Here is a 22,812-nt window from a genome sequence, read left to right on the forward strand (position 1 = left end):
TCTGGCTCAGGCCCCGCGCGAGAGGGCCGCGACCCCGGTGCGGGCCACTTCGGCCAGACCCAGCGGGCGCATCAGATCGGCGAAAGCGTCGATCTTCTCGGGCGTGCCGGTGATCTCGAAGACAAAGCTCTCCAGCGTCGAGTCGACCACATTGGCGCGGAAGATCTCGGCCAGACGCAGCGCTTCGATGCGCTTGTCGCCCGTGCCCGCAACCTTGATCAGCGCCAGTTCGCGCTCGACCGGGTAGCCCTCGACGGTGAGGTCCTTCACCTCATGGACCGGCACGATCCGGCCCAGCTGCGCCTTGATCTGGTCGATCACGTTCTCGGTGCCGCGGGTGACGACGGTGATCCGGCTACGGTGACCCTTATGATCCACCTCGGCCACGGTCAGGCTGTCGATGTTGTAGCCGCGGCCCGAGAACAGCCCGATCACACGGGCCAGAACCCCGGCCTCGTTATCCACGATCACCGCGAGCGTATGGCTGCGCTCAATCTGGTCGTGGCTGTCGCGCAGGTCGTAAGCGGAATGGCTCGAGGAGCCTTTCTTGATCTTCAGAGCGGCCATTGCCTCTCTCCTTTTCCTAGTTCGGACCCGATCTTCGGCTTGGTCCAAATATCCCGGGGGTCCGGGGGCAGCGCCCCCGGCGTCGCTCACACCAGCGCCGCGCCTTCCTTGAAGACATCGGCATCGGCCGCCAGCAGCATCTCGTTATGCGGCTTGCCGGACGGGATCATCGGGAAGCAGTTCTCGTGCTTCTCCACGAGGCAGTCGAACAGCACCGGGCCGTCATGCTTGATCATCTCCATGATCGCATCGTCGAGATCGGCGGGGTCGGAAACCTGCATCCCCTTCCAGCCGAAGCTCTCGGCGAGCTTCACGAAATCGGGCAGGCTTTCGGACCAGCTATGCGAGTAGCGCTCGCCATGCAGCAGTTCCTGCCACTGACGGACCATGCCCAGACGCTCGTTATTGAGGATGAACTGCTTCACCGGCACGCGGAACTGGGTCGCGGTGCCCATCTCCTGCATGTTCATCAGCCAGCTCGCCTCGCCCGCCACGTTGATCACGAGGCTCTCGGGATGGGCGATCTGCACGCCGATCGAAGCCGGGAAGCCGTAACCCATCGTGCCCAGACCCCCGGAGGTCATCCAGCGGTTCGGGTCCTCGAAGCCGAGGAACTGCGCGGCCCACATCTGATGTTGGCCGACTTCGGTGGTGATGTAGCGATCCATGCCCTTGGTCAGCTCTTCGAGCCGCTGCAGGGCATATTGCGGTTTGATCGTCTTTTCCGAGTTGGTGTAGGCGAGGCAGTTCACCTTCTTCCACTCGGCGATCTTCTTCCACCATTTCTCGATCGCGGGCTTGTTCACCTTGCGTCCGCGCGATTTCCAGACCTTGAGCACGTCTTCGAGCACATGGCCGATGTCGCCGAGGATCGGCAGGTCGACGGCGATGATCTTGTTGATCGAGGAGGCGTCGATATCGACATGCACCTTGGTCGATTTCGGCGAGAAGTCCGCCACGCGGCCGGTGATCCGGTCGTCGAAGCGCGCGCCGAGGTTGATCATCAGGTCGCAGCCATGCATCGCGAGGTTGGCTTCATAGAGACCGTGCATCCCGAGCATGCCGAGCCAATTCTTGCCCGAGGCGGGGTAGGCGCCCAGACCCATCAGGGTCGAGGTGATCGGGAAGCCGGTCGCGTCCACCAGTTCGCGCATCAGCTGGCTCGCGGCGGGGCCCGAGTTGATCACGCCGCCGCCGGTATAGAAGACCGGTTTCTCGGCGGTCTCGATTAGCTCGACCAGCTTGGTGATCGCGTCGAGATCGCCCTTCACCTGCGGCTGGTAATGGTCGACCTTCGCGGCTTTCGGCTCGGTATAGGTGGCCACCGCGAATTGCACGTCCTTGGGCATGTCGATCAGCACCGGGCCGGGACGGCCCGAGGTCGCCACGTGGAAGGCCTGATGGATCGTCTCGGAGAGTTTCGCGGGGTCCTTCACCAGCCAGTTATGCTTGGTGCAGGGGCGGGTGATGCCCACCGTGTCGGCCTCCTGGAAACCATCGGTGCCCACGAGGAAGGTCGGCACCTGACCCGACAGCACGATCAGCGGGATCGAGTCCATCAACGCGTCGGTCAGCCCGGTCACCGCATTGGTCGCGCCCGGACCCGAGGTCACCAGCGCCACGCCCGGCTTGCCGGTCGAGCGCGCATAGCCTTCGGCCATGTGGATCGCGGCCTGCTCGTGGCGGACGAGGATGTGACGGATGTCGTTTTGCTGGAAAATCTCGTCATAGATCGGAAGGACCGCGCCGCCCGGATAGCCGAAAATTACCTCGACCCCGTGATCCTTCAGCGCCTGAACCACCATCTTCGCGCCGGTCATCTGCCGTGCCATATGCTCACTCCATCCTTGCGCGAGGGCCATGCCGCCCACCGCTAACTCTCAAGCATCCACCTGTCCAAGAAAAAGCCCCCGGCTTTGAGGCGGGGGCGCATGGGAACCTTCATGGTTGTACCGTTACCGGCCCATGCGCTTGGCTCCTACGACGACAAGAAGAATCGCATCCATTGCGGATCCCTTTCGGACTGCTTTGCGCGGACATTAGGATCGGGCGTTGGGGGCGTCAATGCCCAAACGCTGAATAAAATGTCGCGGGCGGCGGATTTTCCTTCCCGATTATTGCGCGCCGCGACCTGCGAGTCGCAACTTTGAGAAACATGAAGGGGCTCCCGAGCCGCGTGCCGCAGGGGCAGTCGCGGTGAATTGATCTCGTTGACGCTTGGTTAGTCGCGATATCGGTCTCAGAGACGGGGCTTTTAGGCCGATCTGGTCAAGTGAACAGACCAGATGAAGCCTTAATTGCTTGACCTTTCTCCCCCACTCGGCCAATCACGGGCAAAGCCTCAGGCAGGCTTTCGGGACAAAATTAGGGAGGAAGTGAGATGGGCGCTTTGCTGGCCCTTTCACGCGCGATCGACCGGATAAACGAGACCATCGGCAAGGCGGTGTCGTGGCTTATTCTGGTGTCGGTCCTCGTGAGTGCGACCAACGCCATTGTGCGCAAAGCCTTCGACATGTCGTCGAACGCTTGGCTGGAATTGCAATGGTATCTTTTCGGCGCGGCGTTTCTGGGCGCTGCCGCTTACACGCTCAAGCAAAACGAGCATATCCGCATCGACATCGTCTATGGTGCCTTCTCGCGGAAAGTGCAGCACTGGATCGATCTGCTCGGGCATATCTTCTTCCTGATGCCGTTCGTCTTGCTGATGCTGTTCAAGCTGACGCCCTTCGTGATGATCTCGATCCGCTCGGGCGAGATGTCGACGAATTCGGGCGGTCTGATCCTGTGGCCGGCCAAGCTCCTGCTGCTGATCGGCTTCTGGCAGCTGTTCTTCCAAGGCGTGTCCGAGATCATCAAGAAGATCGGCGTGATGCGTGGGTTGATCGAGGATCCCCATGCCGACAGCGCGGGCCATCACGGCCATGATCCCATCGCCGAAGAGGAGGGTCTGTAATGCTCGAGCTTATCGCTCAGAACATGGCCCCGATCATGTTCATCTCGCTGATCGTCTTCCTGCTGATCGGCTATCCCGCGGCCTTCGCGCTTGCGGCCAACGGTCTTTTGTTCTTCGTCATCGGCGTTGAACTGTCGGGTTACTCCGGCGGGACGATCAATCTTGACTGGCCGTTGTTGAATGCGATGCCGCAACGGTTCTACGGGGTCTTGTCGAACGAGACCTTACTTGCCATTCCATTCTTCACATTCATGGGCATCGTGCTCGAGAAATCGGGCATGGCCGAGGATCTCCTCGACACGATCGGTCAGCTGTTCGGCCCGGTGCGCGGCGGTCTCGCCTATGCGGTGATCATCGTGGGCGCGCTTCTGGCGGCGACCACGGGTGTCGTCGCGGCCTCGGTGATCGCGATGGGCCTGATCTCTCTGCCGATCATGTTGCGCTACGGCTATGATCGGAAGGTGGCCACAGGTGTCATTGCGGCGTCAGGGACACTGGCGCAGATCATCCCGCCCTCGCTCGTGCTGATCGTTCTGGCTGACCAGCTGGGCGTTTCGGTGGGCGACATGTACAAGGGCGCGCTGATCCCCGGTATGGTGCTGACCGGCATCTACCTCGGCTATGTGCTCGTGATGTCGATCATCAAGCCGAAGTCGATGCCGGCTCTGCCGAAAGAGGCGCGCACGCTGGGCTCCGGCGTGATGTCGCTCCTGGTGGCGCTGGCCGGTGCGGTCGCGATCTTCATCTTCGCCGAGAAGTATTTCGAGGCGAGCGGGTCGAGCGTCAACAACTCCGAGATCCTCGCAGCCGGTGTGGCCGTGATCGCGATCTATATCGTGGCGTTGCTGGACAAGGCGCTGAAAACCAACCTGATGAGCCGTCTGGCGCAGCAGGTAGTGATCGTGCTGATCCCGCCGCTGGCGCTGATCTTCCTCGTGCTGGGCACGATCTTCCTCGGCGTCGCGACGCCCACCGAAGGCGGCGCAATGGGCGCAGTCGGCGCGCTGGTGCTGTCGGCGGTGAAGAAGCGTCTGACCTTCCCCGTCGTGCGTGACGCGCTGGCGGCGACGACGCGCCTGTCGGCCTTCGTGCTGTTCATCCTGCTGGGCGCGCGGGTCTTCTCGCTCACCTTCTACGGGGTGAACGGGCAGGTCTGGGTCGAGCATCTGCTGACCTCGCTTCCGGGTGGCCAATTGGGCTTCCTGATCGTGGTGTCGTTCCTGGTGTTCTTCCTCGCCTTCTTCCTCGATTTCTTCGAGCTGGCCTTCATCATCGTGCCGCTTCTGGCGCCTGCCGCACAGGCGCTGGGGATCGACCTGATTTGGTTCGGGGTGATCCTGGGCGTGAACATGCAGACCTCGTTCATGCACCCGCCATTCGGCTTCGCGCTGTTCTACCTGCGCTCGGTCGCGGCCAAGGTGCCCTATATCGACAAGGTCACCGGCAAGAAGATGGAGCCGGTGAAGACCTCGCAGATCTACTGGGGCGCCATTCCCTTCGTGTTCATCCAGGTTGCGATGATTGCCATCGTGATCGCCTTCCCGGCCATGGTGATGCACTACAAGGGGCCGCAGGTGGATCTGAAGGATGTCGAGATCAAGCTGCCGCAGATGCCCGGCATGGGCGATGGCGGCGGCCTCGGTGGCCTGCCGTCGCTGGCGCCTCTGGGCGGGTCGACCTCTGGCGGGTCGGGCTCGGGAAGCGCGGCTCCGGGCGGGCTGCCCCCGCTTCCCACACCGGGCAGCAACTGATCGACCGGAAAATGAAAGATCGGGGCGGCCTTCAGGGGCCGCCCCTTTTTTATAGAGAGAGAGTGGAGGGCGAGGGATGCAGTATCCTCTTTTCGTTATTGTCGGGGTTTCGTTGCTTGCGCTGGCGGGCTGCGGCGAGACCAAGGAACAGCGCGCAGCGACGGGCGGCGTGGCCGGTCTCGTGGTGGCGGGACCTGTCGGAGCGGTCGTCGGAGCCGGGCTGGGCGTCGTGACGCGCAAGAATTGACGACCAGCTATTCGCGGTACTTGGGAACCGCGGCGGGCGTTTCGGCGTCTTGTCCTTGGGGAAGCCGCGCGTTGCGGCTGCTATCGAAAGGACGAGAAGATGCGAATTGCGACGATCTTGATGGCGGGCGGCCTGCTGGTTTCGCTCGCGGCATGTGGTGATAACGCGACCGAACGTGCAGCCACCGGCGGTGTCGGCGGCCTCGTGGTTGCAGGTCCGGTTGGTGCGGTGGCCGGTGCCACGGTTGGCGCGGCCACGACGAAGTGAGTTTTGTGACCAGACCAAGAGAAAAGGCCCCGGGGCGCGAACCCCGGGGCCTTCTCAATTCACGCTAGACGCGGCTTAGACCTTCAGATTGCCCGCAGCCTGCTGACGCATCATGAAGTAGTCAGAGTTGAACTCCGACAGCTGCCACCAGCCATAGGCGTCGTTGCGGAAGCCGAACTGGCTGTCGTAGATCTTCTTGAACGCTGCGTTCGAGCTGTTGATCTCGGCGTAGACTTCGTTCGCTGCGTTGAAGCAGGCTTCCAGGATTTCCTGGCTGAACGGACGCAGCTGCGCGCCTTGGCCCAACAGCTTCTTCAGCGCGCTCGGGTTCTTGTAGTCATAGGACGCCATCATGTCCGAGTTCGCCGCCTGCGTCGCCGCCGTCAGCGCGATCTTGTAGGCCTCGGGCAGTTGCTCATAGGCGTTCTTGTTGAACATCGCGTGCAGACAGGCGCCGCCTTCCCACCAGCCGGGGTAGTAGTAATAGGGCGCGACTTTGTAGAAGCCGAGCTTCTCGTCATCGTACGGGCCGACCCATTCGGTGGCGTCGATCGTGCCTTTCTCGAGCGACGGGTAGATGTCGCCACCCGCGATCTGCTGCGGAACCACACCGAGCTTCTCGACGACCTTGCCGCCGAAGCCACCGATGCGCATTTTCACGCCCTTCATGTCTTCGACGGTGTTGATTTCCTTGCGGAACCAGCCACCCATCTGGGCACCAGTATTGCCGCACGGGAAAGCCGTGATGTTGTAGTTCGAATAGAACTCGTTCATCAGGTCGTTGCCGCCGCCATAGTAGAACCAGGCGTTCTGCATGCGCATGTTCAGGCCGAACGGCACTGCGGTCGCGAAGGCGAAGGTCGGATCTTTACCCCAGTAGTAGTAGGAGGCGGTGTGGCAGGCCTCGACGGTGCCGTTCGACACCGAGTCCATTGCCTGCAGGCCGGGGACGATTTCGCCCGCCGCGAAGACCTGAATGTTGAATTTCCCGTCGGTCATGCCCTTGACGTAATTCGCCATCGTCTCGGCGGCGCCGTAGATCGTGTCGAGCGATTTCGGGAAAGACGAGGTCATGCGCCACGTCACAGTAGGGGTTTCTTGCGCAATAGCCGGTGCGGCGAGCGCGCTACCTGCAGCTGCGGCTGCCCCGCCAAGCGCACCTTTGCGCAGGAAAGAACGACGATCCATATGGTATCCTCCCAAGTCGTGGATGTCTGTCAATTTTTCTGACCACACCGCTCCATTATTAGCGTTCCCTCCGGTGTGGGCATTGCGGTCACAATACTTGACCGGTTCCGCGTGTAAACCGACCTGCAAGTAATTTTATGTCGCATATGGTCACAGTTTCGAAAGCTTGCTGCAGTGTGGCAATGCAGGCGCAGAATATCCGTTGGGTATCTTCGGTCGTCAGGGCATAGAAAAAGCCCCGGCGCAGGTTGCGCCGGGGCTTCGGTTATCTGGCTTGACCAGTTTGGGCGGCTTACAGCTCGCCTTTGTTGGCTTCGCTCATCATGAAGTAGTCGTAGTTGAACTCGGCCAGCTGTTCCCAGGTGAACCAGTCCTTGCGGAAGTCCTTGATCGAACCCCAGATCTTCGCGAATTCGGCGTTGTTCGCCTCCATCTCCGAATAGACCTCGTTGGCTGCCTTGAAGCAGGCCTGCATGATCTCGGGGGAGAAAGCGCGCAGCTGGGTGCCGTTGGCGACCAGCGTCTTGAGCGCCTTCGGGTTCTTCATGTCGTATTTCTGCAGCATGTCCGCATCGGCCGCTTGCGATGCGGTGTGCAGGAGCTGCTGGTACTGTTTCGGCAGGCTTTCCATCTTCTCTTTCGAGAACATGAAGTGGACCGTCGGGCCACCTTCCCACCAGCCGGGGTAGTAGTAGTAGGGCGCGACTTTGTAGAAGCCGAGCTTCTCGTCGTCATAGGGGCCGACCCATTCGGTCGCGTCGATCGTGCCTTTTTCCAGCGCCGGGTAGATGTCGCCGCCGGCGATCTGCTGCGGCACGAGGCCGAGCTTTTCCATCACCTTGCCCGCGAAACCGCCGACACGCATCTTGAGGCCCTTGAGGTCTTCGACCGTCGAGATCTCCTTACGGAACCAGCCGCCCATCTGTGCGCCGGTGTTGCCGCCCGGCAGACCATAGAGGCCCTGCTTGCCGAGGAACTCGTTATAGAGCTCGATGCCGCCGCCGTGGTAGTGCCACGCGTTCATGCCGCGTGCGTTGAGCGAGAAGGGCACCGCTGCGCCGAGCGCCCAGGTCGGGTCTTTGCCCCAGAAATAGTAGCCGACGGTGTGGCAGGCTTCGACCGTGCCGTTCATCACCGCGTCGGCGACCTGAAGGCCGGGGACGATCTCGCCAGCCGCGAAGACCTGAATCTTGAAGTTGCCGTCCGAGGCTTCCTCGACCATCTTCGACATCACTTCCGCGCCGCCATAGATCGTGTCGAGCGACTTCGGGAAGGACGAGGCGAGACGCCAGGTGATTTGCGGATTGCTTTGTGCGATCGCGGGGGCTGCCAGCGTGCTCGCGGCCGCGCTACCCAGCGCGGCTTTCGTCAGAAAGGAACGACGGTCCATTTAGGATCCTCCCATTATTGCTCCGTTGTGCGAGGCCGGTCCTCGCCGCCCGCCTCGTGTCCTCCGCGGCGGGTCTGTCGGGACCGTTTCACCACGGGCCGGGAGTGTCCAGAGTTCACGGGCCCGTAATCGTCGGAAGTCACGGAATAGTTTTGAAAAAATGAGTTGACAGATGGTGTCTGCCGAACGGTTGAGCAATTGCCTGCGAGAGTGACGTCCGTTGCTGGGTGTTGCTCAACTATTGCGTGTATCGGGGAGTTGAATCCGGGCGACCTGTTCCGCGATGGGCGGCACGGAAAGCGGATGAGTCTCCGTCTCGTGCGTGGCCGGATCGCCAAGATCGGTCCATTGCCCGCCCTTGTAGATTTCGAGCGCGGAGAAGTTCGCCTTGTAGTTCATCTTCGGCGAGCCGGGCACCCAATAGCCCAGATAGACGTAGGGCAGGCCCACGCGTTGCGCGATCTCGACATGGTCGAGGATCAGGTAGGTGCCGAGGGAGTCGCGGATTCGCTCGGGCTCGTAGAAGGAATAGACCATCGACAGCCCGTCATCGAGCACATCGGTCAGGCAGGTCGCGATCAGGGCGCGCATGCTGTCCGGCGTGGCGGCGGTCTCGCGATATTCGATGACGCGCGACTTCACGGGCGTCTCCTCGATCATCGCGGCGAATTCGAAGATATCCATGTCGGCCATGCCGCCATCGGCATGGCGTGCATCGAGATAGCGGCGGAACAGTGCGAATTGCTCTTCAGTCGCCCAGGGCGAAGTCGCGGTACGCTTTAGGTCGCCGTTTTTCTTCAGCACCCGGCGTTGCGATTTCGACAGTTTGAAATCTGCGACCCGGATGCGGGCCGACAGGCAGGCGGTGCAATCTGCGCAGGAGGGCCGATAGAGCACATTCTGCGAGCGCCGAAAGCCTTGCCGCGACAGCGCATTGTTGAGCTTCTCGGCCGACTCCCCCTGCAATGCGGTGAACAATTTCCGCTCCGACCTGCCGTCCAGATAGGGGCAGGGCTGCGGCGCGGTTACGTAGAACTGCGGTGCAAGCGGAAGCGAATGGCGCATTAGTAGCCTCGTCGGGGAGGGGTCGCGGCAGGCTAGCAAAGGAGCGCGCACCCGCCAAGTGTTTCATGTTGATGACATAGAAAGCGCCCCGGTTACGTCAACCGGGGCGCCGAAATCGCATTGCGAACTGTCTATATGGTTAGGCTTTCGCGTCCTCGGAGGTGTCCTCTGACTGAGCCGCTTCCTTGGCGCGCTCTTCCATGTACTGGTCGAACTCTGCCTTGTCGCGGGCTTCGCGCAGACGGCCGAGGAACTCTTCGAATTCCTGCTGTTCGCGCTGCAGTCGGTCGAGCGTGTCGGCCTTGTAGGCGTCGAACGCCGCGTTTCCGGTCGAACGCGAGACATGGACGCCACCGACGCCAGAGCAACCGAAGCTGCGTTTTTGAACCGCCTGACCCGTGCGCCAGCGACGCCCGAAGCGGCCGGTGAACAGGATGAAAGCGAGAATGACGAGGCCGAGGGGGCCTGCGAAAATGAAACCGGCCACCATCAGCGCGATCCAGGCGCCGGGGCCGTTCCCATCCATCCAGTTAACGGCGCGGGTAAACCAGTTACCAACCGCGACGGGCATGGAGTTGGTGGAATAGGCGGACATTTGAACCTCCGGGTTGAGCATGTGAATTCCTTTCACATACCCAAGATCGGAAGTCAGGGCGGTTCTTGCAAGGGGGTATGTAAATGATTTTTACATTTTCTCGCAAATCACTGGATTCTCTTTGTTTTATTCGGTGAAATCGGCCTGTTTCGCACCGCTGATCCGCTCCAGATCGGCCGGGGCGATGGCGAAAACATGCCGTGGCGTGCCTGCTGCAGCCCAGACGGTATCAAATTCGAACAGTCGGGGGTCGAGGAAAGCCGTCACCGGGCCGACATGGCCAAGGGGCGCGACGCCGCCGATCGCGAAGCCCGTCTCCGCCCGGATCAGCGCCGCATCGGCCTTGCCCAAGGGCTGGCCCGCGACCGCGTTTGCCTTCTCCGCGCTCACCCGGTTGCCGCCTGCGGTGATGAACAGCACGACATGGCCGCTGTCTTCGCCGCGAAAGATGATGGATTTGGCGATCTGGTCGACCTCGCAGCCTACCGCCTGTGCGGCCATCTCGGCGGTGCGGGCCTCGCCCGGCTCGGTGATCTCGAAGGGCACGCCTGCGGCTTCGAGGGCGGCACGGACGCGTTTGAGGGATTTGCTCATGGCGAGGCTCCGGAGGATCTGAGGTCGGGCGCGGAGGCGCCGGGGCGGGGTGTAGTTATGGCCAGATGTCGCGCGACAGCAATCCCCATTGACCGGCTCGCGTGGCGGCGTAAGCATGGCGCCATGCCGTTTGCCTCGCGTCTCACCCGTTCGCCCCTGCCTTTCGAGCGCGACCGCGCCGCCGAAGCCGAAGAGCTGTTCTCCGATCTCGCGCCGGAGCTGCGCGAATTGCTCGGGGGGACGGCAGGGTGCAGCCCTTATCTCAAAGGCCTGATGGAGAAAGAGGCCGAGTGGCTGCGCCCCGCGATTTCGGGCAATCCCGAAGCCGCGCTGGCCGAGGAATTCGCGCGGATCACGCCCGTCAGCCTCGCCGATCTGCCGTCAGAGCTGCGTCGGGCGAAGCGTCGCGTCGCGTTGCTGGCCGGGCTTGCCGATCTGGGCGGTGTCTGGTGTCTCGAAGAAGTGACCGGCGCCTTGACCCGGCTTGCCGATATTGCGGTCGATCTGGCGATGAAGCGGCTGGTGGCCGAGGAAATCCGCCGCGGCAAAATCCCCGGGGCGACCAACGATGATATAGATAGTGCCGCCGGGATGGTCGCGCTCGCGATGGGCAAGATGGGGGCGGGGGAGCTGAACTACTCCTCCGATATCGACCTGATCTGCCTGTTCGACGAAAGCCGCTACGATCCCGACGATGCGATGGAGGCACGCAGCGCGCTGATCCGGGCGACGCGCAAGATGGCGGCGATGCTCAACGACCGCACCGCCGAGGGCTATGTCTTTCGCACCGATCTGCGTCTGCGCCCCGATGCCGCCGTGACGCCGGTCTGTATCTCGATGGGCGCGGCGGAATTGTATTACGAGGCAGAAGGCCGGACATGGGAGCGCGCGGCCTATATCAAGGCGCGTCCCTGCGCCGGTGACATCGCGGCGGGCGAGCAATTCCTTGAGCGGCTGCGGCCCTTCGTCTGGCGCAAGCATCTCGATTTCGCGGCCATTCAGGACGCCCACGACATGCGCCTGCGCATCCGCGAGCATAAGGGGCTGCATGGCCCGATCGAAGTGGCGGGTCACAATATCAAGCTCGGCCAGGGCGGCATCCGCGAGATCGAGTTCTTCACCCAGACCCGGCAATTGATCGCAGGCGGGCGCGACGAGAGCCTACGCGACCGGACCACCGTGGGCGGGCTGCGCGCGCTCGCGGCGAAGACTTGGGTGCCCGAGGATGTGGCGGAGGAGTTGATCGATCACTACCGCGAGCATCGCGAGATCGAGCACCGTCTGCAGATGGTGGGCGACGCCCAGACCCAGATTCTGCCCGGCAACGAAGAGGGGCTCGCGCGGATCGCCGCGATGATGGGCGAGGGGGATGTGGCGCGCTGGCGCGACCGGCTGCGCGACCGGCTGGAGCGGGTCGAAGGGCTGACGAATGATTTCTTCGCCCCCGATGCCGCCGCCGAGCGTCCCGACCTGAGCGAAGCCGCGCGCGAGATCGTCGAGGGCTGGACGGGCTATCCGGCGCTGCGATCCGAACGGGCGCGCGCGATCTTCAAGCGGCTGGAGCCGGAACTGCTCGACCGGATGCGCCGCGCGGCGAATATGGAGGAGGCGCTGACGCAGTTCGACGGCTTCCTCAAGGGGCTGCCCGCCGGGGTGCAGTTGTTCTCTCTCTTCGAGGCCAATCCGCAACTCGTCGATCTGATCGTCGATATCTGCGCCACGGCGCCGGGGCTGGCGAGCTACCTTTCGCGCAATGCCGGTGTGCTGGACGCGGTTCTGGGCGGCTCGTTCTTCGCGCCATGGCCGGGCAAACCGGCGCTGGAGGCCGATCTTGCGCGGCTGCTGGGGCGGGCGGGCGACTACGAGGCCGCGTTGATCGCGGCGCGGCGCTGGGCCAAGGAATGGAAGTTCCGCGTCGGCGTCCACCACCTGCGCGGTCTCGTCGATGCGTCAGAAGCCGCGGGCCAATATGCCGATGTGGCGGGGGCGGTGCTGGGCGCGCTCTGGCCGATTGTACAGGGCGAATTCGCGCGTCGCTACGGGCCGTGCCCCGGCAAGGGCGCGGTGGTTCTGGGGATGGGCAGCCTTGGAGCAGAACGCCTGAACGCGCAATCCGATCTCGATCTGATCGTGATCTACGATGCGGACGGGCAGGAGTTTTCCGAAGGCAAGAAGCCCATCGCCTCAAGGGCTTATTACGCGAAGCTCACGCAGGCCCTGATCACCGCGCTCAGCGCGCCGATGCCGGAGGGGATGCTCTACGAGGTCGATATGCGGTTGCGGCCTTCGGGGCGACAAGGGCCCGTCGCGACCTCGGTGCAAAGCTTCGAAAGCTACCAGATGGAAGAGGCCTGGACCTGGGAGCATCTGGCGCTGACCCGGGCGCGGCCCGTCGCGGGATGCGCCGATCTGGCCGACCGGGTCGAGGCGATCCGCCTCAAGGTTCTGGAGGCGAAAGGCGGCGGAGACGCGGTGCTCCACGAGCTGGCGCAGATGCGCGCCCGGATCTTCGCGGCCAAGGCCCCCGATGGCGATTGGGAGGCGAAGGTCGGCCCCGGACGGCTGCAGGATATCGAGCTTCTGGCGCAAAGCTTCGCGCTTCGTGCGGGCGTCCCGGCGCGCAAGGTCGAGGCACAGCTGCGCGCGGGGCCGCGTGGCGGCTTCGTGACGCGCGAGGAGGGCGAGCAGCTCGCCACCGCCTATCGCTTCCTCTGGCGACTGCAGGCAGGCGGGCGCTTGCTGAGCGAAAAACGCCTGGATATGGCGGCGATCGGAGAGGGCGGCCGCGCTTTCCTGTTGCGCGAGACGGGGCTGGATGATCTCGATGCTCTGGCGGCGCGTCTGAACGAGGTCTCGACCGAGACGGCCGCCATCGTGGACAGGGCTCTGGAGGGCTGAATGGCGCGCAAACTGATGGAATTGAGCGAGGCGGACCCGAAAGGGCTGATCCGCGAGAGCTTCAAGATCGACGGAATCACCACGGAAGAGTGCCGCTCGATCTTCATGGATTGGGCGCTGAGCCTCGGGCCGGGGATGGACGCGAACGAAGCGATGCGCACCGTGCTCGCGGCCTATCAAGCGCCGCCCGAGCACCCGATGACCCGGGTGCTCGAGGAAGGTCTGACCCGCGAGAGCGGCCCGCCGATGCGGCGCGGCGGCTGGCGGGCGCGCCGTCCCTAGCAGGGTGATTAGCGCGGCAGCGCTGCCGCCTCGCGTGCAAGCGCCTCGATCCCGGCCCAGTCGCCCGATTGCACCATCGCATCGGGCGCGACCCAGGACCCGCCTGCGCAAAGAACGTTCGGCAGGCTCAGGTAATCATTGGCGTTTTTCATGCTGACGCCGCCGGTCGGGCAGAAGCTGACCTGCGGGATCGGCGCTCCGATCGCCTTCAGCGCAGGCGCGCCGCCCGAGGCTTCCGCCGGGAAGAACTTCAGCACGTCATAGCCCATCTCGAGAAGCTTCATCACCTCCGACGCGGTGGCGGCACCCGGCAGAAGCGGCAGGCCTTCATCTTCGCAGGCTTTCACCAGCGTTTCGGTCGCGCCGGGCGAGACGCCGAATTTCGCGCCCGCGGCTTTCGCGGCTTTCACGTCGGCCGGGGTCAGCAGCGTGCCCGCGCCGACCACGCCGCCTTCGACATCGGCCATCGCGCGGATCGCGTCGAGCGCGCAGGGCGTGCGCAGCGTCACTTCCAGCGCAGGCAGGCCGCCCGCGACGAGCGCCTTGGCCAGAGGGGCGGCATGGGCCACATCCTTCACCACGATCACCGGCACGATCGGGGCCAGTTCGCAGATCTTGCGGGCGGATGCGGATTGTTCGCTAGGGGTCATCGGATCACTCCAGTCTGGGCCGCCCGCGCGGGCGGAGAGGGCAGGACGCTCCGCGGGGGATATTTATCGCCAAGCCGAAAGCAGAACCCTGTCTTCGCCTTGGTACAAATATCCCCGCCGGAGGCAAGAAAACTCAAAGCACCACGGAGGCGCCTTTGGTGGACGGGCCGACATGGGTGCGGAAGGCGCCGAACAGCTCGCGGCCGAGGCCGAACTGGTTGCCGCTGAGGTCGGGCACGACCGGCGTGCGGCTCTCGAAACCTTCGGTCAGGCAGGTCAGCTCGCCCGTCGTCGCGTCGAGCCGCACCATATCGCCGTCCTGCAGCTTCGCAAGCGGTCCGCCATCGGCGGCCTCCGGCGAGACATGGATCGCCGCCGGGACCTTGCCCGAGGCGCCCGACATCCGGCCATCGGTGACCAGCGCCACTTTCAGCCCGCGATCCTGCAGAACGGCGAGGGTCGGGGTCAGCGAGTGCAGCTCCGGCATCCCGTTCGCTTTCGGCCCCTGGAAGCGGACGACGACGATCGTGTCCGAGGTGAACTCGCCGTTCTTGAAGGCGTCCTTCACCTCGTGCTGTTCCTTGAAGACGCGGACCGGCGCTTCGATCACATGGCGCTCGGGCTTGACGGCGGAGACCTTGATCACGCCGCGCCCGAGATTACCCTCGAGCTGCTTGAGGCCGCCCGTTTTCTGGAACGGATCGGCGGGCTTGCGCAGGATTTTCTCGTTCTGGCTCTCGGGATCGGACTCTTCCCAGATCAGACCGCCCTCGGTGATCTTCGGCTCCTGCGTGTAGCGAGTGAGCCCGTCGCCGGCGACGGTCTTGGCGTCCTCATGTAGCAGGCCTGCCTCGAGCAGGTGGCGGATCATGAATTGCAGCCCGCCCGCCGCATGGAAGTGGTTCACGTCGGCGAGGCCGTTCGGATAGACCTTCGCCATCAGCGGCACGACCGAGGAAATCTCGTCGAAATCTTCCAGATCGAGCACGATCCCGGCGGCGCGCGCCATCGCGGGCAGGTGCAGGACGTGGTTGGTCGAACCACCCGTCGCCATCAGACCGACCATGCCGTTCACGAAGGCTTTCTCGTCGAGCACTTCCGAGGCCGGGCGGTAGTCGTTGCCAAGCGCGGTGATCTCGGCGGCGCGTTTCGCGCCTGCGACCGTCAGTGCCTCGCGCAGCGGCGTGTTCGGGTTCACGAAGGATGCGCCCGGAAGGTGCAGACCCATGAACTCCATCAGCATCTGGTTGGTGTTCGCAGTGCCGTAGAAGGTGCAGGTGCCCGGGCCGTGATAGGAGGCCATCTCGGCGGCCATGAGCGCGTCGCGACCGACTTCGCCGGCTGCGAATTGCTGGCGCACCTTGGCTTTCTCGTCGTTAGGCAGCCCGGTGGTCATCGGCCCCGCGGGGATGAAAATCGCCGGGATATGCCCGAAGGTCGCCGCCGCCATGATCAGGCCGGGCACGATCTTGTCGCAGACGCCCATGTAGAGCGCCGCGTCGAAGGTGTTGTGGCTCAGAGAAACCGCCGCCGCCATCGCGATCACGTCGCGCGAGAAGAGCGACAGGTCCATCCCCGGCTGGCCCTGCGTGACCCCGTCGCACATCGCGGGCACGCCGCCCGCGACCTGCGCCGTGGCGCCGACTTCGCGCAGCGCGGCCTTGATCGTCTGCGGGAAGGTCTCGAAAGGTTGGTGCGCCGAGAGCATGTCGTTATAGGCCGTCACGATGCCCACGTTGGGGGCGCGATCGCCTGCCAACGTGTCTTTGTCCTCGCCCATGGCCGCATAGGCGTGGGCCTGATTGCCGCAGCTGAGATGCGCGCGGGCGGGGCCTGCATCGGCAGCCGCCTGCATCCGCGCAAGATAGTCGCCGCGCGGGCCTTCGGAGCGGGCGCGGATTCGGTCGGTCACACGGGCGATTGTGGCATCGAGGGTCATCGGCGGGGCCTTTCCTTGCTATGCATCTGATGCGGAACACGCAGCCCTAGCGGGCCGCTCGCGCAGCGGGCGCGGATCGCGGTCGCCTCTTCGCTATCATGTTAGCGCTAACGTCGCAACCCGTTCTCTTTGTCGATTATCTGGGGCAGAGCGGGGATGCGGCAAGCGCGAGGGCTTTCGCGCACCGCCGCTTGGCGCTAGGAAGGCGGCGCTTGAGACAGCGCGCGCAAGGAGCATCCGATGAGCCAGTCCGAAGACACCGCCACCCGCCCGACCGTCCGGCTGCGCCCGAAGGCCGAGGCCCGCGCGATCCGCCACGGCTTTCCTTGGGTCTATGCCGATGAGCTGGTGACGGACCGGCGCACCAAGGCGCTGGCGCCCGGCACGATCGCGACGTTGGAGGATGGCGAGCGCCGTCCGCTGGCTACGGTGACGGTCAACCCGAACTCCAAGATCATCGGTCGTGTGATGAGCCGCGACGCGGAGGCGGTGATTGACCGCGACTGGATCGCGGCGAAGCTGTCCCGCGCGTTGGAGATGCGTGCGCGGTTGTTCGATGCGCCGTTCTATCGTCTGGTCCATGCCGAGGCGGACGGGCTGCCCGGCGTCATTATTGACCGTTTCGGCGATGCGGCGGTGATCCAGCCGAATGCGGCATGGTCGGAAATAATGATCGCCGATCTTGAGGCCGCGCTGGCCGAGGTCACGGGCGTCACGACGATCATCAAGAACGCGGCGGGGCGGGCGCGCACGCTCGAAGGGCTGGACGAGGAAATGGTCACGCTGCGTGGCGGTATCGAGGCGCCGGTCGAGGTGCCGATGAACGGCGCGATCTATCTTGCCGATCTGATGGGCGGGCAGAAGACGGGCCTGTTCTATGACCAGCGCCCGAACCACGCTTTTGCCGCAAGGCTGGCGGAGGGCGCGCGGGTCCTCGACGTGTTCTCCCATGTGGGCGGCTTCGCGCTGGCCGCGCTGGCAGGAGGTGCGACGTCGGCGCTGTCGGTCGATGCCTCGGCCCCGGCGCTGGATCTTGCGACCAAGGGCGCGGCCGCGATGGGCATGGCGGACCGCTTCGCCACGCGTCAGGGCGATGCCTTCGACACGCTTGATGCTTTGGGCCGGGAAGGGGAGCGCTTCGATCTGGTGATCTGCGATCCGCCCGCATTCGCGCCCGCCAAGCCCGCGCTGCAGGCGGGGCTGCGCGCGTATGAGCGGATCGCGCGGATGGCCGCGCCGCTGGTCGAGCCGGGCGGTTATCTGGTGCTGTGCTCCTGCTCGCATGCCGCCGATCTGTCGCAATTCCGCGCAGCCTGCACCCGCGGAATCGGCAAGGCAGGGCGGTCCGCGCAGCTTATCCACACTGGCTATGCCGGGCCCGATCACCCGATGCTGCCGCAGCTGGCGGAATCGGGCTATCTGAAATCGCTGTTCTTCCGGCTCGACTGATGCGGGTCGTGCTCGATGCCTGCGTGCTCTACCCGACGGTGCTGCGCGAGATCCTGATCGGGGCGGCCAAGGCGGGGCTCTACCGTCCGCTCTGGTCGGCGCGCATCCTGGAGGAATGGGCGCGCGCCGCAGCCCGCCGCGCGCCTGCCGACGAGGCCATCGCGCGCGGCGAGATCGCGCTCTTGCGCGCGGGGTTCCCGAAGGCCGAGATTTCCGCTCAGCCGGGGATCGAGGCGCGGCTGGTGCTCCCCGACGAGAATGACCTCCATGTTCTGGCGGTGGCGATTGCGGGCAGTGCCGATGCGATCCTGACCTTCAATGCGCAGGATTTTCCGCGCGGGACCTTGGCGGGCGAGGGGCTGGAGCGGCGCGATCCGGACGGCTTCCTCTGGCAGCTTCTCTCCGAGCATCCCGTGCAGATGGGCGCCATCACCGAGGCCGTGCGCGCCGAGGCCGAGCGCCTCTCGGGCGAGCCGCAGCCGATCCGGGCGCTGATGAAACGCGCGCGTCTGCCGCGCTTCGGCAAGGCACTGGCGGCGTGATCTCGCGCTGCCTGTCCGGGTGTCGCCCCTTGACCGCCCGCGAAAGCCTCGCCAAACAGGCGCAATGATCGGGTTCATCACATGCCAAGAGCGCGGCGCGGCCGACAAGCTCCTTGCCCAGCTCGCCGAAAGGCTGCTGTCGCAAGGGCGCGACGTGATCGGCATGGTGCGCGCCGAGGTGCCGCAGCGCTTCGAATGCGAGATGCATCTGCGCCTTTTGCCCGAGGGCGAAACCCGCACGATCTCGCAGGATCTGGGGCAGGGCGCGGGGGCCTGTTCGCTCGATGCGGGCGCGCTCGAAGAGGTCGTCGCCCAGGTCGGTCATGCGCTCGAAACGGCGCCACCGGGCGCCATCGTGATCCTCAACAAATTCGGCAAACAGGAGGCCGCAGGGCGCGGGTGTCGCGACCTGATCGCGCAGGCGATGGCCTCCGATTTTCCGGTCCTTCTGTCCGTTCCGCCCGAAACGCGAGCCGATTTCGCGATTTTCGCAGATGGTATGGCCGAAGAAATCGTGCCGGAAATTCAGGCGCTTGAGGCGTTTCTTTCGCGTGAGAGCGCTTAATCCGCGCCCTCGCGTTGTCTCGTGTCGCTCCCATGCTAGACTTGTTCAGGTAAGGTGAGTAAAAGGGGGTCGTTAGCGCTAACGGACCCCAAACACGGAGCAGCCCATGGTTTCGCGCGTCATTCCCGTCGATCGTTTCGACTTGGTGATTTTCGGCGCCACTGGCGACCTCGCCAATCGCAAAATTCTCCCCGGCCTGTTTCGTCGCTATTGCGCCGGTCAAATTCCCGAAGGATCCACCATTATCGGGGCCGCGCGCTCGGAGATGACCCCCGAGGAGTTCCGCGACCAGACCCGCGCCGCGATCGCCGAATTCGGCGGCAATAAATGCGACGACGAAGGCGCGCTGGACGGCTTCCTGCCGATGCTCGACTATGTCGCGATCGACGCGAAAGGCGATGGCGGCTGGGACGATCTGAAGTCGAAAGTGCGCGACGACACCGTCAATGCGTTCTACTTCTCGGTGGCACCGGCGCTGTTCGGCGATCTGGCCGAGCGCCTTCACACGCGCGGCATCGCGGGGCCGGAGGCGCGGATCGTGGTCGAGAAACCGTTCGGGCGCGACCTCGCCTCGGCCAAGGCGCTCAACGCGGCGCTGGCGGAGTATTTCGACGAAACGCAGATCTACCGGATCGACCATTACCTCGGCAAAGAGACCGTGCAGAACCTGATGGCGGTGCGCTTCGCCAACATCCTGTTCGAGCCGCTCTGGAACAGCCAATTTGTTGATCATGTGCAAATTACCGTGGCCGAAACGGTCGGTGTGGGCGGTCGCGGGTCGTATTATGACAAGTCGGGCGCGATGCGCGACATGGTTCAGAACCACATGATGCAGCTTCTGTGCCTGATCGCGATGGAGCCGCCCTACCACTTCGATCCAGACGCGGTGCGCGACGAGAAGCTCAAGGTGATCCGCGCGCTCCAGCCCGTTCAGCCCGCCGATATCGTGCGTGGCCAGTACGCGGCCAGCAAGGATGCGCCCGGCTATCTCGAAGATGCTGAGGATCCGGAGTCGACGACCGAGAGCTATATCGCGATGAAATGCCATGTCGCGAACTGGCGCTGGGTGAACACGCCCTTCTATCTGCGCACCGGCAAGCGGCTGCGCGCGCGCACCTCCGAGATCGCGATCACCTTCAAAGAGCCGCCGCACCAGATCTTCGACGAAGCCGAAGGCGAGTGGCGCGAGAACGTGCTGGTGATCCGGCTGCAGCCCAATGAGGGCATGAACCTGAAGATGATGATCAAGGAGCCGGGGCCGGGCGGGATGCGCCTCGTGCAGGTGCCGCTCGACATGTCCTTCGCGGAAGCTCTGGGCGACGAGGCCGACATCACCGACGCCTATGAACGCCTGATCATGGACGTGATCCGGGGCAACCAGACGCTGTTCATGCGCGGCGACGAGGTCGAGGCGGCCTGGGCCTGGACCGACCCGATCATCGAGGGTTGGGAGGCGCGTGGCGACAAACCTCAAACCTATGACAGCGGCGCGTCGGGGCCGGATGACGCGCTGATGCTGATGCATCGCGACGGACGCCGCTGGCGGGAGATTCGTGAATGAATTTTGAGAGTTATCCCGATCGCGAGATGCTGATGATGGGGCTTGCGGACCGCATCGCGAGCCAGTTGCGCGCGTCGATCAACAACGAGGGCCGCGCGACCTTGTCGGTGCCCGGCGGCTCCACACCCGGTCCGATCTTCGACATTCTTTCCGACATTGATCTGGACTGGTCCAAGGTCGCGGTGCTCCTCAATGACGAGCGTTGGGTGCCCGAGACCTCGGAGCGGTCGAACACGCGCCTGATCCGTGCGCGGCTCCTGAAGGGCCGCGCGGCGGCGGCGACATTGGTGCCCCTTTATGCCGAGGCGGAGCGCCCCGAGGACAAGATGGAAGAACTGGCCGAGGGCATCGCGCCGCATCTGCCGATCTCCGTCCTGCTTCTGGGCATGGGTGCGGATATGCACACGGCGAGCCTGTTCCCGGGCGCCGACCGGCTGAAAGAGGCGCTGTCGAACGATGCGCCGATCTTGCTGCCGATGCGGGCCGAAGCTGCGGGCGAGCCGCGTATCACACTGTCCGCACCCGTGCTGCGCGACGCGATGTATACGCATATCCTGATCACCGGCGCGGAGAAGCGCGCGGCGATCGAAGCGGCCGAGAAGCTCCCCGTGGAACAGGCGCCGGTGCGCGCCGTTCTCAAGGACGCGACCGTTCACTGGGCTGAATAACTGGGCAGAGCAAGCGATGACCATCTGGCAAGACCTCCTCGACAAGGCGCAATCCGTACAATCCCGCGGAATCGGAGAATTGTTCGAAAAGGACAATCGCGCAGGCGGTTTCAGCCGCGAAACCGGGCCGTTTCTGTTCGATTTCTCCAAGACCAATATCGATGTGGAGACGCTCGATCTGCTGGTGAAACTGGCCGAGGTGAAGGATGTCGCGGCCCGCGCCGAGGCGATGTTCACCGGTGAGAAGATCAACGACACCGAGGGTCGCGCGGTGCTGCATACCGCGCTGCGCAATCTCGACACGGATGTGTTCGTCGATGGCGAGAACGTCATGCCCGAGGTCCGCGCGACCTATGCCCGGATGGAAGCGTTTGCGCGCGATGTCCGCGAGGGCAAGTTCACGGGGCAGGGCGGCGAGATCACCGATGTGGTCAATATCGGCATCGGCGGCTCTGATCTGGGCCCGGCGATGGCGACGCTCGCGCTCGCGCCCTATCACGACGGGCCGCGCTGCCATTTCGTCTCCAACGTGGACGGGGCGCATATCCATGACACGCTGGCCGGTCTGAACCCGGAAACGACGCTGGTGATCGTCGCCTCCAAGACCTTCACCACGATCGAGACGATGACCAATGCCGAGACCGCGAAGCGGTGGATGGCCGAGAAGGTCTCGGACCCGGCGCAGCAATTCGCGGCGCTCTCGACCTCGGCTGAGAAGACCGCCGCCTTCGGGATCGATCAGGCCCGCGTCTTCGGCTTCGCCGATTGGGTCGGCGGGCGCTATTCGATGTGGGGGCCGATCGGGCTGTCGCTGATGATCGCGATCGGGCCGGAGGGTTTCGCGGGTTTCCTCAAGGGCGCCGCCACGATGGACGCGCATTTCCGCGAGGCCGAATTCAAGGACAACCTGCCGGTGCTGCTGGCGCTGGTCGGTATCTGGCACAACCAGTTCTGCGACTATGCTACGCGCGCAGTTCTGCCTTACGATCAACGGCTTGCGCGTCTGCCGGCCTACCTCCAGCAGCTGGAGATGGAAAGCAACGGCAAGCGCGTCAGCATGGATGGCAAGGATCTGCCCTACAATTCCGGCCCCGTCGTCTGGGGCGAGCCGGGCACCAACGGCCAGCACGCGTTCTATCAGCTGATCCACCAGGGCACGCGGGTCATTCCGTGCGAATTCATGGTCGCCGCCGAGGGGCACGAGCCCGATCTGGCGCATCAGCATACGCTGCTCGTGGCCAACTGTCTGGCGCAATCCGAGGCGCTGATGCGCGGGCGCTCGCTGGCTGAAGCGACTGAGATCATGCGCAAGAAGGGCTTCGAGGGAGACGAGCTGGACCGTCAGGCGCGGCACCGCGTCTTCCCGGGCTCGCGCCCGTCGACCACGCTGCTTTATCCGAAACTGACCCCCGAGGTCTTCGGCGGTATCGTCGCGCTTTACGAGCACCGCGTCTTCGTCGAGGGCGTGATCCTCGGTATCAACAGCTTCGACCAATGGGGCGTGGAACTGGGCAAGGAGCTGGCGCTGGCGCTGGCGCCGGTGCTGAAGGGCGAGGATGCGGGCGAGGGCAAGGACGGCTCCACCCGGCAGCTTGTCGCGCGGGTGCAATCGCTGCGCGGCTGAGCTTGCCACGTGGTAAC

At 64.3% G+C, this 22,812-nt stretch carries 22 protein-coding genes; 13 read left to right on the forward strand and 9 right to left on the reverse strand.

Annotated features, from left to right (window positions below; genetic code table 11):
* Nucleotides 1–6: 6 nt before the first annotated feature.
* Both ilvN and BMI85_RS14245 read right to left on the reverse strand, forming a co-directional pair.
* Entirely contained in the window at nucleotides 7–567 is a 561-nt protein-coding gene (gene ilvN, locus BMI85_RS14240) for an acetolactate synthase small subunit (RefSeq protein WP_075775634.1), read from the reverse strand.
* Nucleotides 568–653: 86 nt separating this feature from the next.
* Entirely contained in the window at nucleotides 654–2,399 is a 1,746-nt protein-coding gene (locus BMI85_RS14245) for an acetolactate synthase 3 large subunit (RefSeq protein WP_078601744.1), read from the reverse strand.
* Nucleotides 2,400–2,498: 99 nt separating this feature from the next.
* Here BMI85_RS14245 and BMI85_RS21145 point away from each other — a divergent pair, with 99 nt between their 5' ends.
* From BMI85_RS21145 to BMI85_RS21450, 5 genes are all read left to right on the forward strand, one after another.
* Complete coding sequence (locus BMI85_RS21145; RefSeq protein ID WP_141536276.1) at nucleotides 2,499–2,717, forward strand: hypothetical protein; 219 nt, start codon at nucleotides 2,499–2,501, stop codon at nucleotides 2,715–2,717.
* Between the two features lie 230 nt (nucleotides 2,718–2,947).
* Entirely contained in the window at nucleotides 2,948–3,520 is a 573-nt protein-coding gene (locus BMI85_RS14250; RefSeq protein WP_078601745.1) for a TRAP transporter small permease subunit, read from the forward strand.
* Entirely contained in the window at nucleotides 3,520–5,271 is a 1,752-nt protein-coding gene (locus BMI85_RS14255; RefSeq protein WP_078542859.1) for a TRAP transporter large permease subunit, read from the forward strand. The genes BMI85_RS14250 and BMI85_RS14255 overlap by 1 nt, the downstream gene beginning before the upstream one ends.
* 76 nt (nucleotides 5,272–5,347) lie before the next feature.
* Nucleotides 5,348–5,518 (forward strand): hypothetical protein, encoded by a 171-nt coding sequence (locus tag BMI85_RS21445; protein WP_168174792.1) that lies wholly within the window; start codon nucleotides 5,348–5,350, stop codon nucleotides 5,516–5,518.
* Between the two features lie 99 nt (nucleotides 5,519–5,617).
* Complete coding sequence (locus BMI85_RS21450; RefSeq protein ID WP_158522199.1) at nucleotides 5,618–5,785, forward strand: hypothetical protein; 168 nt, start codon at nucleotides 5,618–5,620, stop codon at nucleotides 5,783–5,785.
* 75 nt (nucleotides 5,786–5,860) lie between these two features.
* Here the strand turns inward: BMI85_RS21450 and BMI85_RS14260 are convergent, their stop codons facing one another.
* From BMI85_RS14260 to BMI85_RS14280, 5 genes are all read right to left on the reverse strand, one after another.
* A complete protein-coding gene (locus BMI85_RS14260; RefSeq protein WP_078547720.1) occupies nucleotides 5,861–6,973 on the reverse strand; it encodes a TRAP transporter substrate-binding protein in 1,113 nt (370 codons plus the stop codon).
* A 292-nt stretch (nucleotides 6,974–7,265) separates the two neighbouring features.
* Nucleotides 7,266–8,363 carry a TRAP transporter substrate-binding protein gene (locus BMI85_RS14265; protein ID WP_078520100.1) on the reverse strand — a complete coding sequence of 366 codons (1,098 nt, stop codon included), beginning with the start codon at nucleotides 8,361–8,363 and terminating at the stop codon, nucleotides 7,266–7,268.
* A gap of 234 nt (nucleotides 8,364–8,597) precedes the next feature.
* Nucleotides 8,598–9,428, reverse strand: a complete 831-nt coding sequence (locus BMI85_RS14270; protein WP_078520099.1) for an arginyltransferase — start codon at nucleotides 9,426–9,428, stop codon at nucleotides 8,598–8,600.
* Between the two features lie 139 nt (nucleotides 9,429–9,567).
* Entirely contained in the window at nucleotides 9,568–10,023 is a 456-nt protein-coding gene (locus tag BMI85_RS14275) for a DUF2852 domain-containing protein (RefSeq protein ID WP_078520098.1), read from the reverse strand.
* 126 nt (nucleotides 10,024–10,149) lie between these two features.
* A complete protein-coding gene (locus tag BMI85_RS14280; RefSeq protein WP_078542861.1) occupies nucleotides 10,150–10,617 on the reverse strand; it encodes a YbaK/EbsC family protein in 468 nt (155 codons plus the stop codon).
* Nucleotides 10,618–10,740: 123 nt separating this feature from the next.
* Here BMI85_RS14280 and BMI85_RS14285 point away from each other — a divergent pair, with 123 nt between their 5' ends.
* Nucleotides 10,741–13,515 (forward strand): glutamine-synthetase adenylyltransferase, encoded by a 2,775-nt coding sequence (locus tag BMI85_RS14285; protein ID WP_078601746.1) that lies wholly within the window; start codon nucleotides 10,741–10,743, stop codon nucleotides 13,513–13,515.
* A gap of 15 nt (nucleotides 13,516–13,530) precedes the next feature.
* Nucleotides 13,531–13,797, forward strand: coding sequence for a hypothetical protein (locus tag BMI85_RS14290; RefSeq protein ID WP_078601881.1), 267 nt, complete (start codon nucleotides 13,531–13,533; stop codon nucleotides 13,795–13,797).
* Between the two features lie 8 nt (nucleotides 13,798–13,805).
* On the opposite strand, the gene eda is transcribed toward BMI85_RS14290, so the two are convergent.
* Both eda and edd read right to left on the reverse strand, forming a co-directional pair.
* Nucleotides 13,806–14,447 (reverse strand): bifunctional 4-hydroxy-2-oxoglutarate aldolase/2-dehydro-3-deoxy-phosphogluconate aldolase, encoded by a 642-nt coding sequence (eda, locus tag BMI85_RS14295; protein ID WP_075775624.1) that lies wholly within the window; start codon nucleotides 14,445–14,447, stop codon nucleotides 13,806–13,808.
* 133 nt (nucleotides 14,448–14,580) lie between these two features.
* Nucleotides 14,581–16,386, reverse strand: a complete 1,806-nt coding sequence (gene edd, locus BMI85_RS14300) for a phosphogluconate dehydratase (RefSeq protein WP_078601747.1) — start codon at nucleotides 16,384–16,386, stop codon at nucleotides 14,581–14,583.
* 240 nt (nucleotides 16,387–16,626) lie between these two features.
* Here edd and BMI85_RS14305 point away from each other — a divergent pair, with 240 nt between their 5' ends.
* The 6 genes from BMI85_RS14305 (at nucleotide 16,627) to pgi (ending at nucleotide 22,795) form a co-directional block, all read left to right on the forward strand.
* Entirely contained in the window at nucleotides 16,627–17,835 is a 1,209-nt protein-coding gene (locus BMI85_RS14305; protein ID WP_078601748.1) for a class I SAM-dependent rRNA methyltransferase, read from the forward strand.
* Nucleotides 17,835–18,377, forward strand: coding sequence for a PIN domain-containing protein (locus tag BMI85_RS14310; RefSeq protein WP_078601749.1), 543 nt, complete (start codon nucleotides 17,835–17,837; stop codon nucleotides 18,375–18,377). The genes BMI85_RS14305 and BMI85_RS14310 overlap by 1 nt, the downstream gene beginning before the upstream one ends.
* Before the next feature lie 64 nt (nucleotides 18,378–18,441).
* Entirely contained in the window at nucleotides 18,442–18,942 is a 501-nt protein-coding gene (locus BMI85_RS14315) for a DUF2478 domain-containing protein (protein WP_078601750.1), read from the forward strand.
* A gap of 106 nt (nucleotides 18,943–19,048) precedes the next feature.
* The gene (gene zwf, locus BMI85_RS14320; protein WP_078601751.1) at nucleotides 19,049–20,503 is read left to right on the forward strand and encodes a glucose-6-phosphate dehydrogenase; all 1,455 of its coding nucleotides are present in this window, start codon (nucleotides 19,049–19,051) and stop codon (nucleotides 20,501–20,503) included.
* Complete coding sequence (gene pgl / locus BMI85_RS14325; protein WP_078601752.1) at nucleotides 20,500–21,171, forward strand: 6-phosphogluconolactonase; 672 nt, start codon at nucleotides 20,500–20,502, stop codon at nucleotides 21,169–21,171. The genes zwf and pgl overlap by 4 nt, the downstream gene beginning before the upstream one ends.
* 16 nt (nucleotides 21,172–21,187) lie before the next feature.
* Nucleotides 21,188–22,795 carry a glucose-6-phosphate isomerase gene (gene pgi / locus BMI85_RS14330; RefSeq protein ID WP_078601753.1) on the forward strand — a complete coding sequence of 536 codons (1,608 nt, stop codon included), beginning with the start codon at nucleotides 21,188–21,190 and terminating at the stop codon, nucleotides 22,793–22,795.
* Nucleotides 22,796–22,812: the final 17 nt, after the last annotated feature.

The sequence above is a fragment of the Thioclava sp. DLFJ4-1 genome (genome assembly GCF_002020145.1).
GTDB classification, from domain to species: Bacteria; Pseudomonadota; Alphaproteobacteria; order Rhodobacterales; family Rhodobacteraceae; genus Thioclava; species Thioclava sediminum.

Coding starts and splice junctions, on each gene's coding strand:
- ilvN (WP_075775634.1), bottom strand. CDS start 567: ATGGCCGCTCTGAAGATCAAGAAAGGCTCCTCGAGCCATTCCGCTTAC.
- BMI85_RS14245 (WP_078601744.1), bottom strand. CDS start 2,399: ATGGCACGGCAGATGACCGGCGCGAAGATGGTGGTTCAGGCGCTGAAG.
- BMI85_RS21145 (WP_141536276.1), top strand. CDS start 2,499: ATGGGAACCTTCATGGTTGTACCGTTACCGGCCCATGCGCTTGGCTCC.
- BMI85_RS14250 (WP_078601745.1), top strand. CDS start 2,948: ATGGGCGCTTTGCTGGCCCTTTCACGCGCGATCGACCGGATAAACGAG.
- BMI85_RS14255 (WP_078542859.1), top strand. CDS start 3,520: ATGCTCGAGCTTATCGCTCAGAACATGGCCCCGATCATGTTCATCTCG.
- BMI85_RS21445 (WP_168174792.1), top strand. CDS start 5,348: ATGCAGTATCCTCTTTTCGTTATTGTCGGGGTTTCGTTGCTTGCGCTG.
- BMI85_RS21450 (WP_158522199.1), top strand. CDS start 5,618: ATGCGAATTGCGACGATCTTGATGGCGGGCGGCCTGCTGGTTTCGCTC.
- BMI85_RS14260 (WP_078547720.1), bottom strand. CDS start 6,973: ATGGATCGTCGTTCTTTCCTGCGCAAAGGTGCGCTTGGCGGGGCAGCC.
- BMI85_RS14265 (WP_078520100.1), bottom strand. CDS start 8,363: ATGGACCGTCGTTCCTTTCTGACGAAAGCCGCGCTGGGTAGCGCGGCC.
- BMI85_RS14270 (WP_078520099.1), bottom strand. CDS start 9,428: ATGCGCCATTCGCTTCCGCTTGCACCGCAGTTCTACGTAACCGCGCCG.
- BMI85_RS14275 (WP_078520098.1), bottom strand. CDS start 10,023: ATGTCCGCCTATTCCACCAACTCCATGCCCGTCGCGGTTGGTAACTGG.
- BMI85_RS14280 (WP_078542861.1), bottom strand. CDS start 10,617: ATGAGCAAATCCCTCAAACGCGTCCGTGCCGCCCTCGAAGCCGCAGGC.
- BMI85_RS14285 (WP_078601746.1), top strand. CDS start 10,741: ATGCCGTTTGCCTCGCGTCTCACCCGTTCGCCCCTGCCTTTCGAGCGC.
- BMI85_RS14290 (WP_078601881.1), top strand. CDS start 13,531: ATGGAATTGAGCGAGGCGGACCCGAAAGGGCTGATCCGCGAGAGCTTC.
- eda (WP_075775624.1), bottom strand. CDS start 14,447: ATGACCCCTAGCGAACAATCCGCATCCGCCCGCAAGATCTGCGAACTG.
- edd (WP_078601747.1), bottom strand. CDS start 16,386: ATGACCCTCGATGCCACAATCGCCCGTGTGACCGACCGAATCCGCGCC.
- BMI85_RS14305 (WP_078601748.1), top strand. CDS start 16,627: ATGAGCCAGTCCGAAGACACCGCCACCCGCCCGACCGTCCGGCTGCGC.
- BMI85_RS14310 (WP_078601749.1), top strand. CDS start 17,835: ATGCGGGTCGTGCTCGATGCCTGCGTGCTCTACCCGACGGTGCTGCGC.
- BMI85_RS14315 (WP_078601750.1), top strand. CDS start 18,442: ATGATCGGGTTCATCACATGCCAAGAGCGCGGCGCGGCCGACAAGCTC.
- zwf (WP_078601751.1), top strand. CDS start 19,049: ATGGTTTCGCGCGTCATTCCCGTCGATCGTTTCGACTTGGTGATTTTC.
- pgl (WP_078601752.1), top strand. CDS start 20,500: ATGAATTTTGAGAGTTATCCCGATCGCGAGATGCTGATGATGGGGCTT.
- pgi (WP_078601753.1), top strand. CDS start 21,188: ATGACCATCTGGCAAGACCTCCTCGACAAGGCGCAATCCGTACAATCC.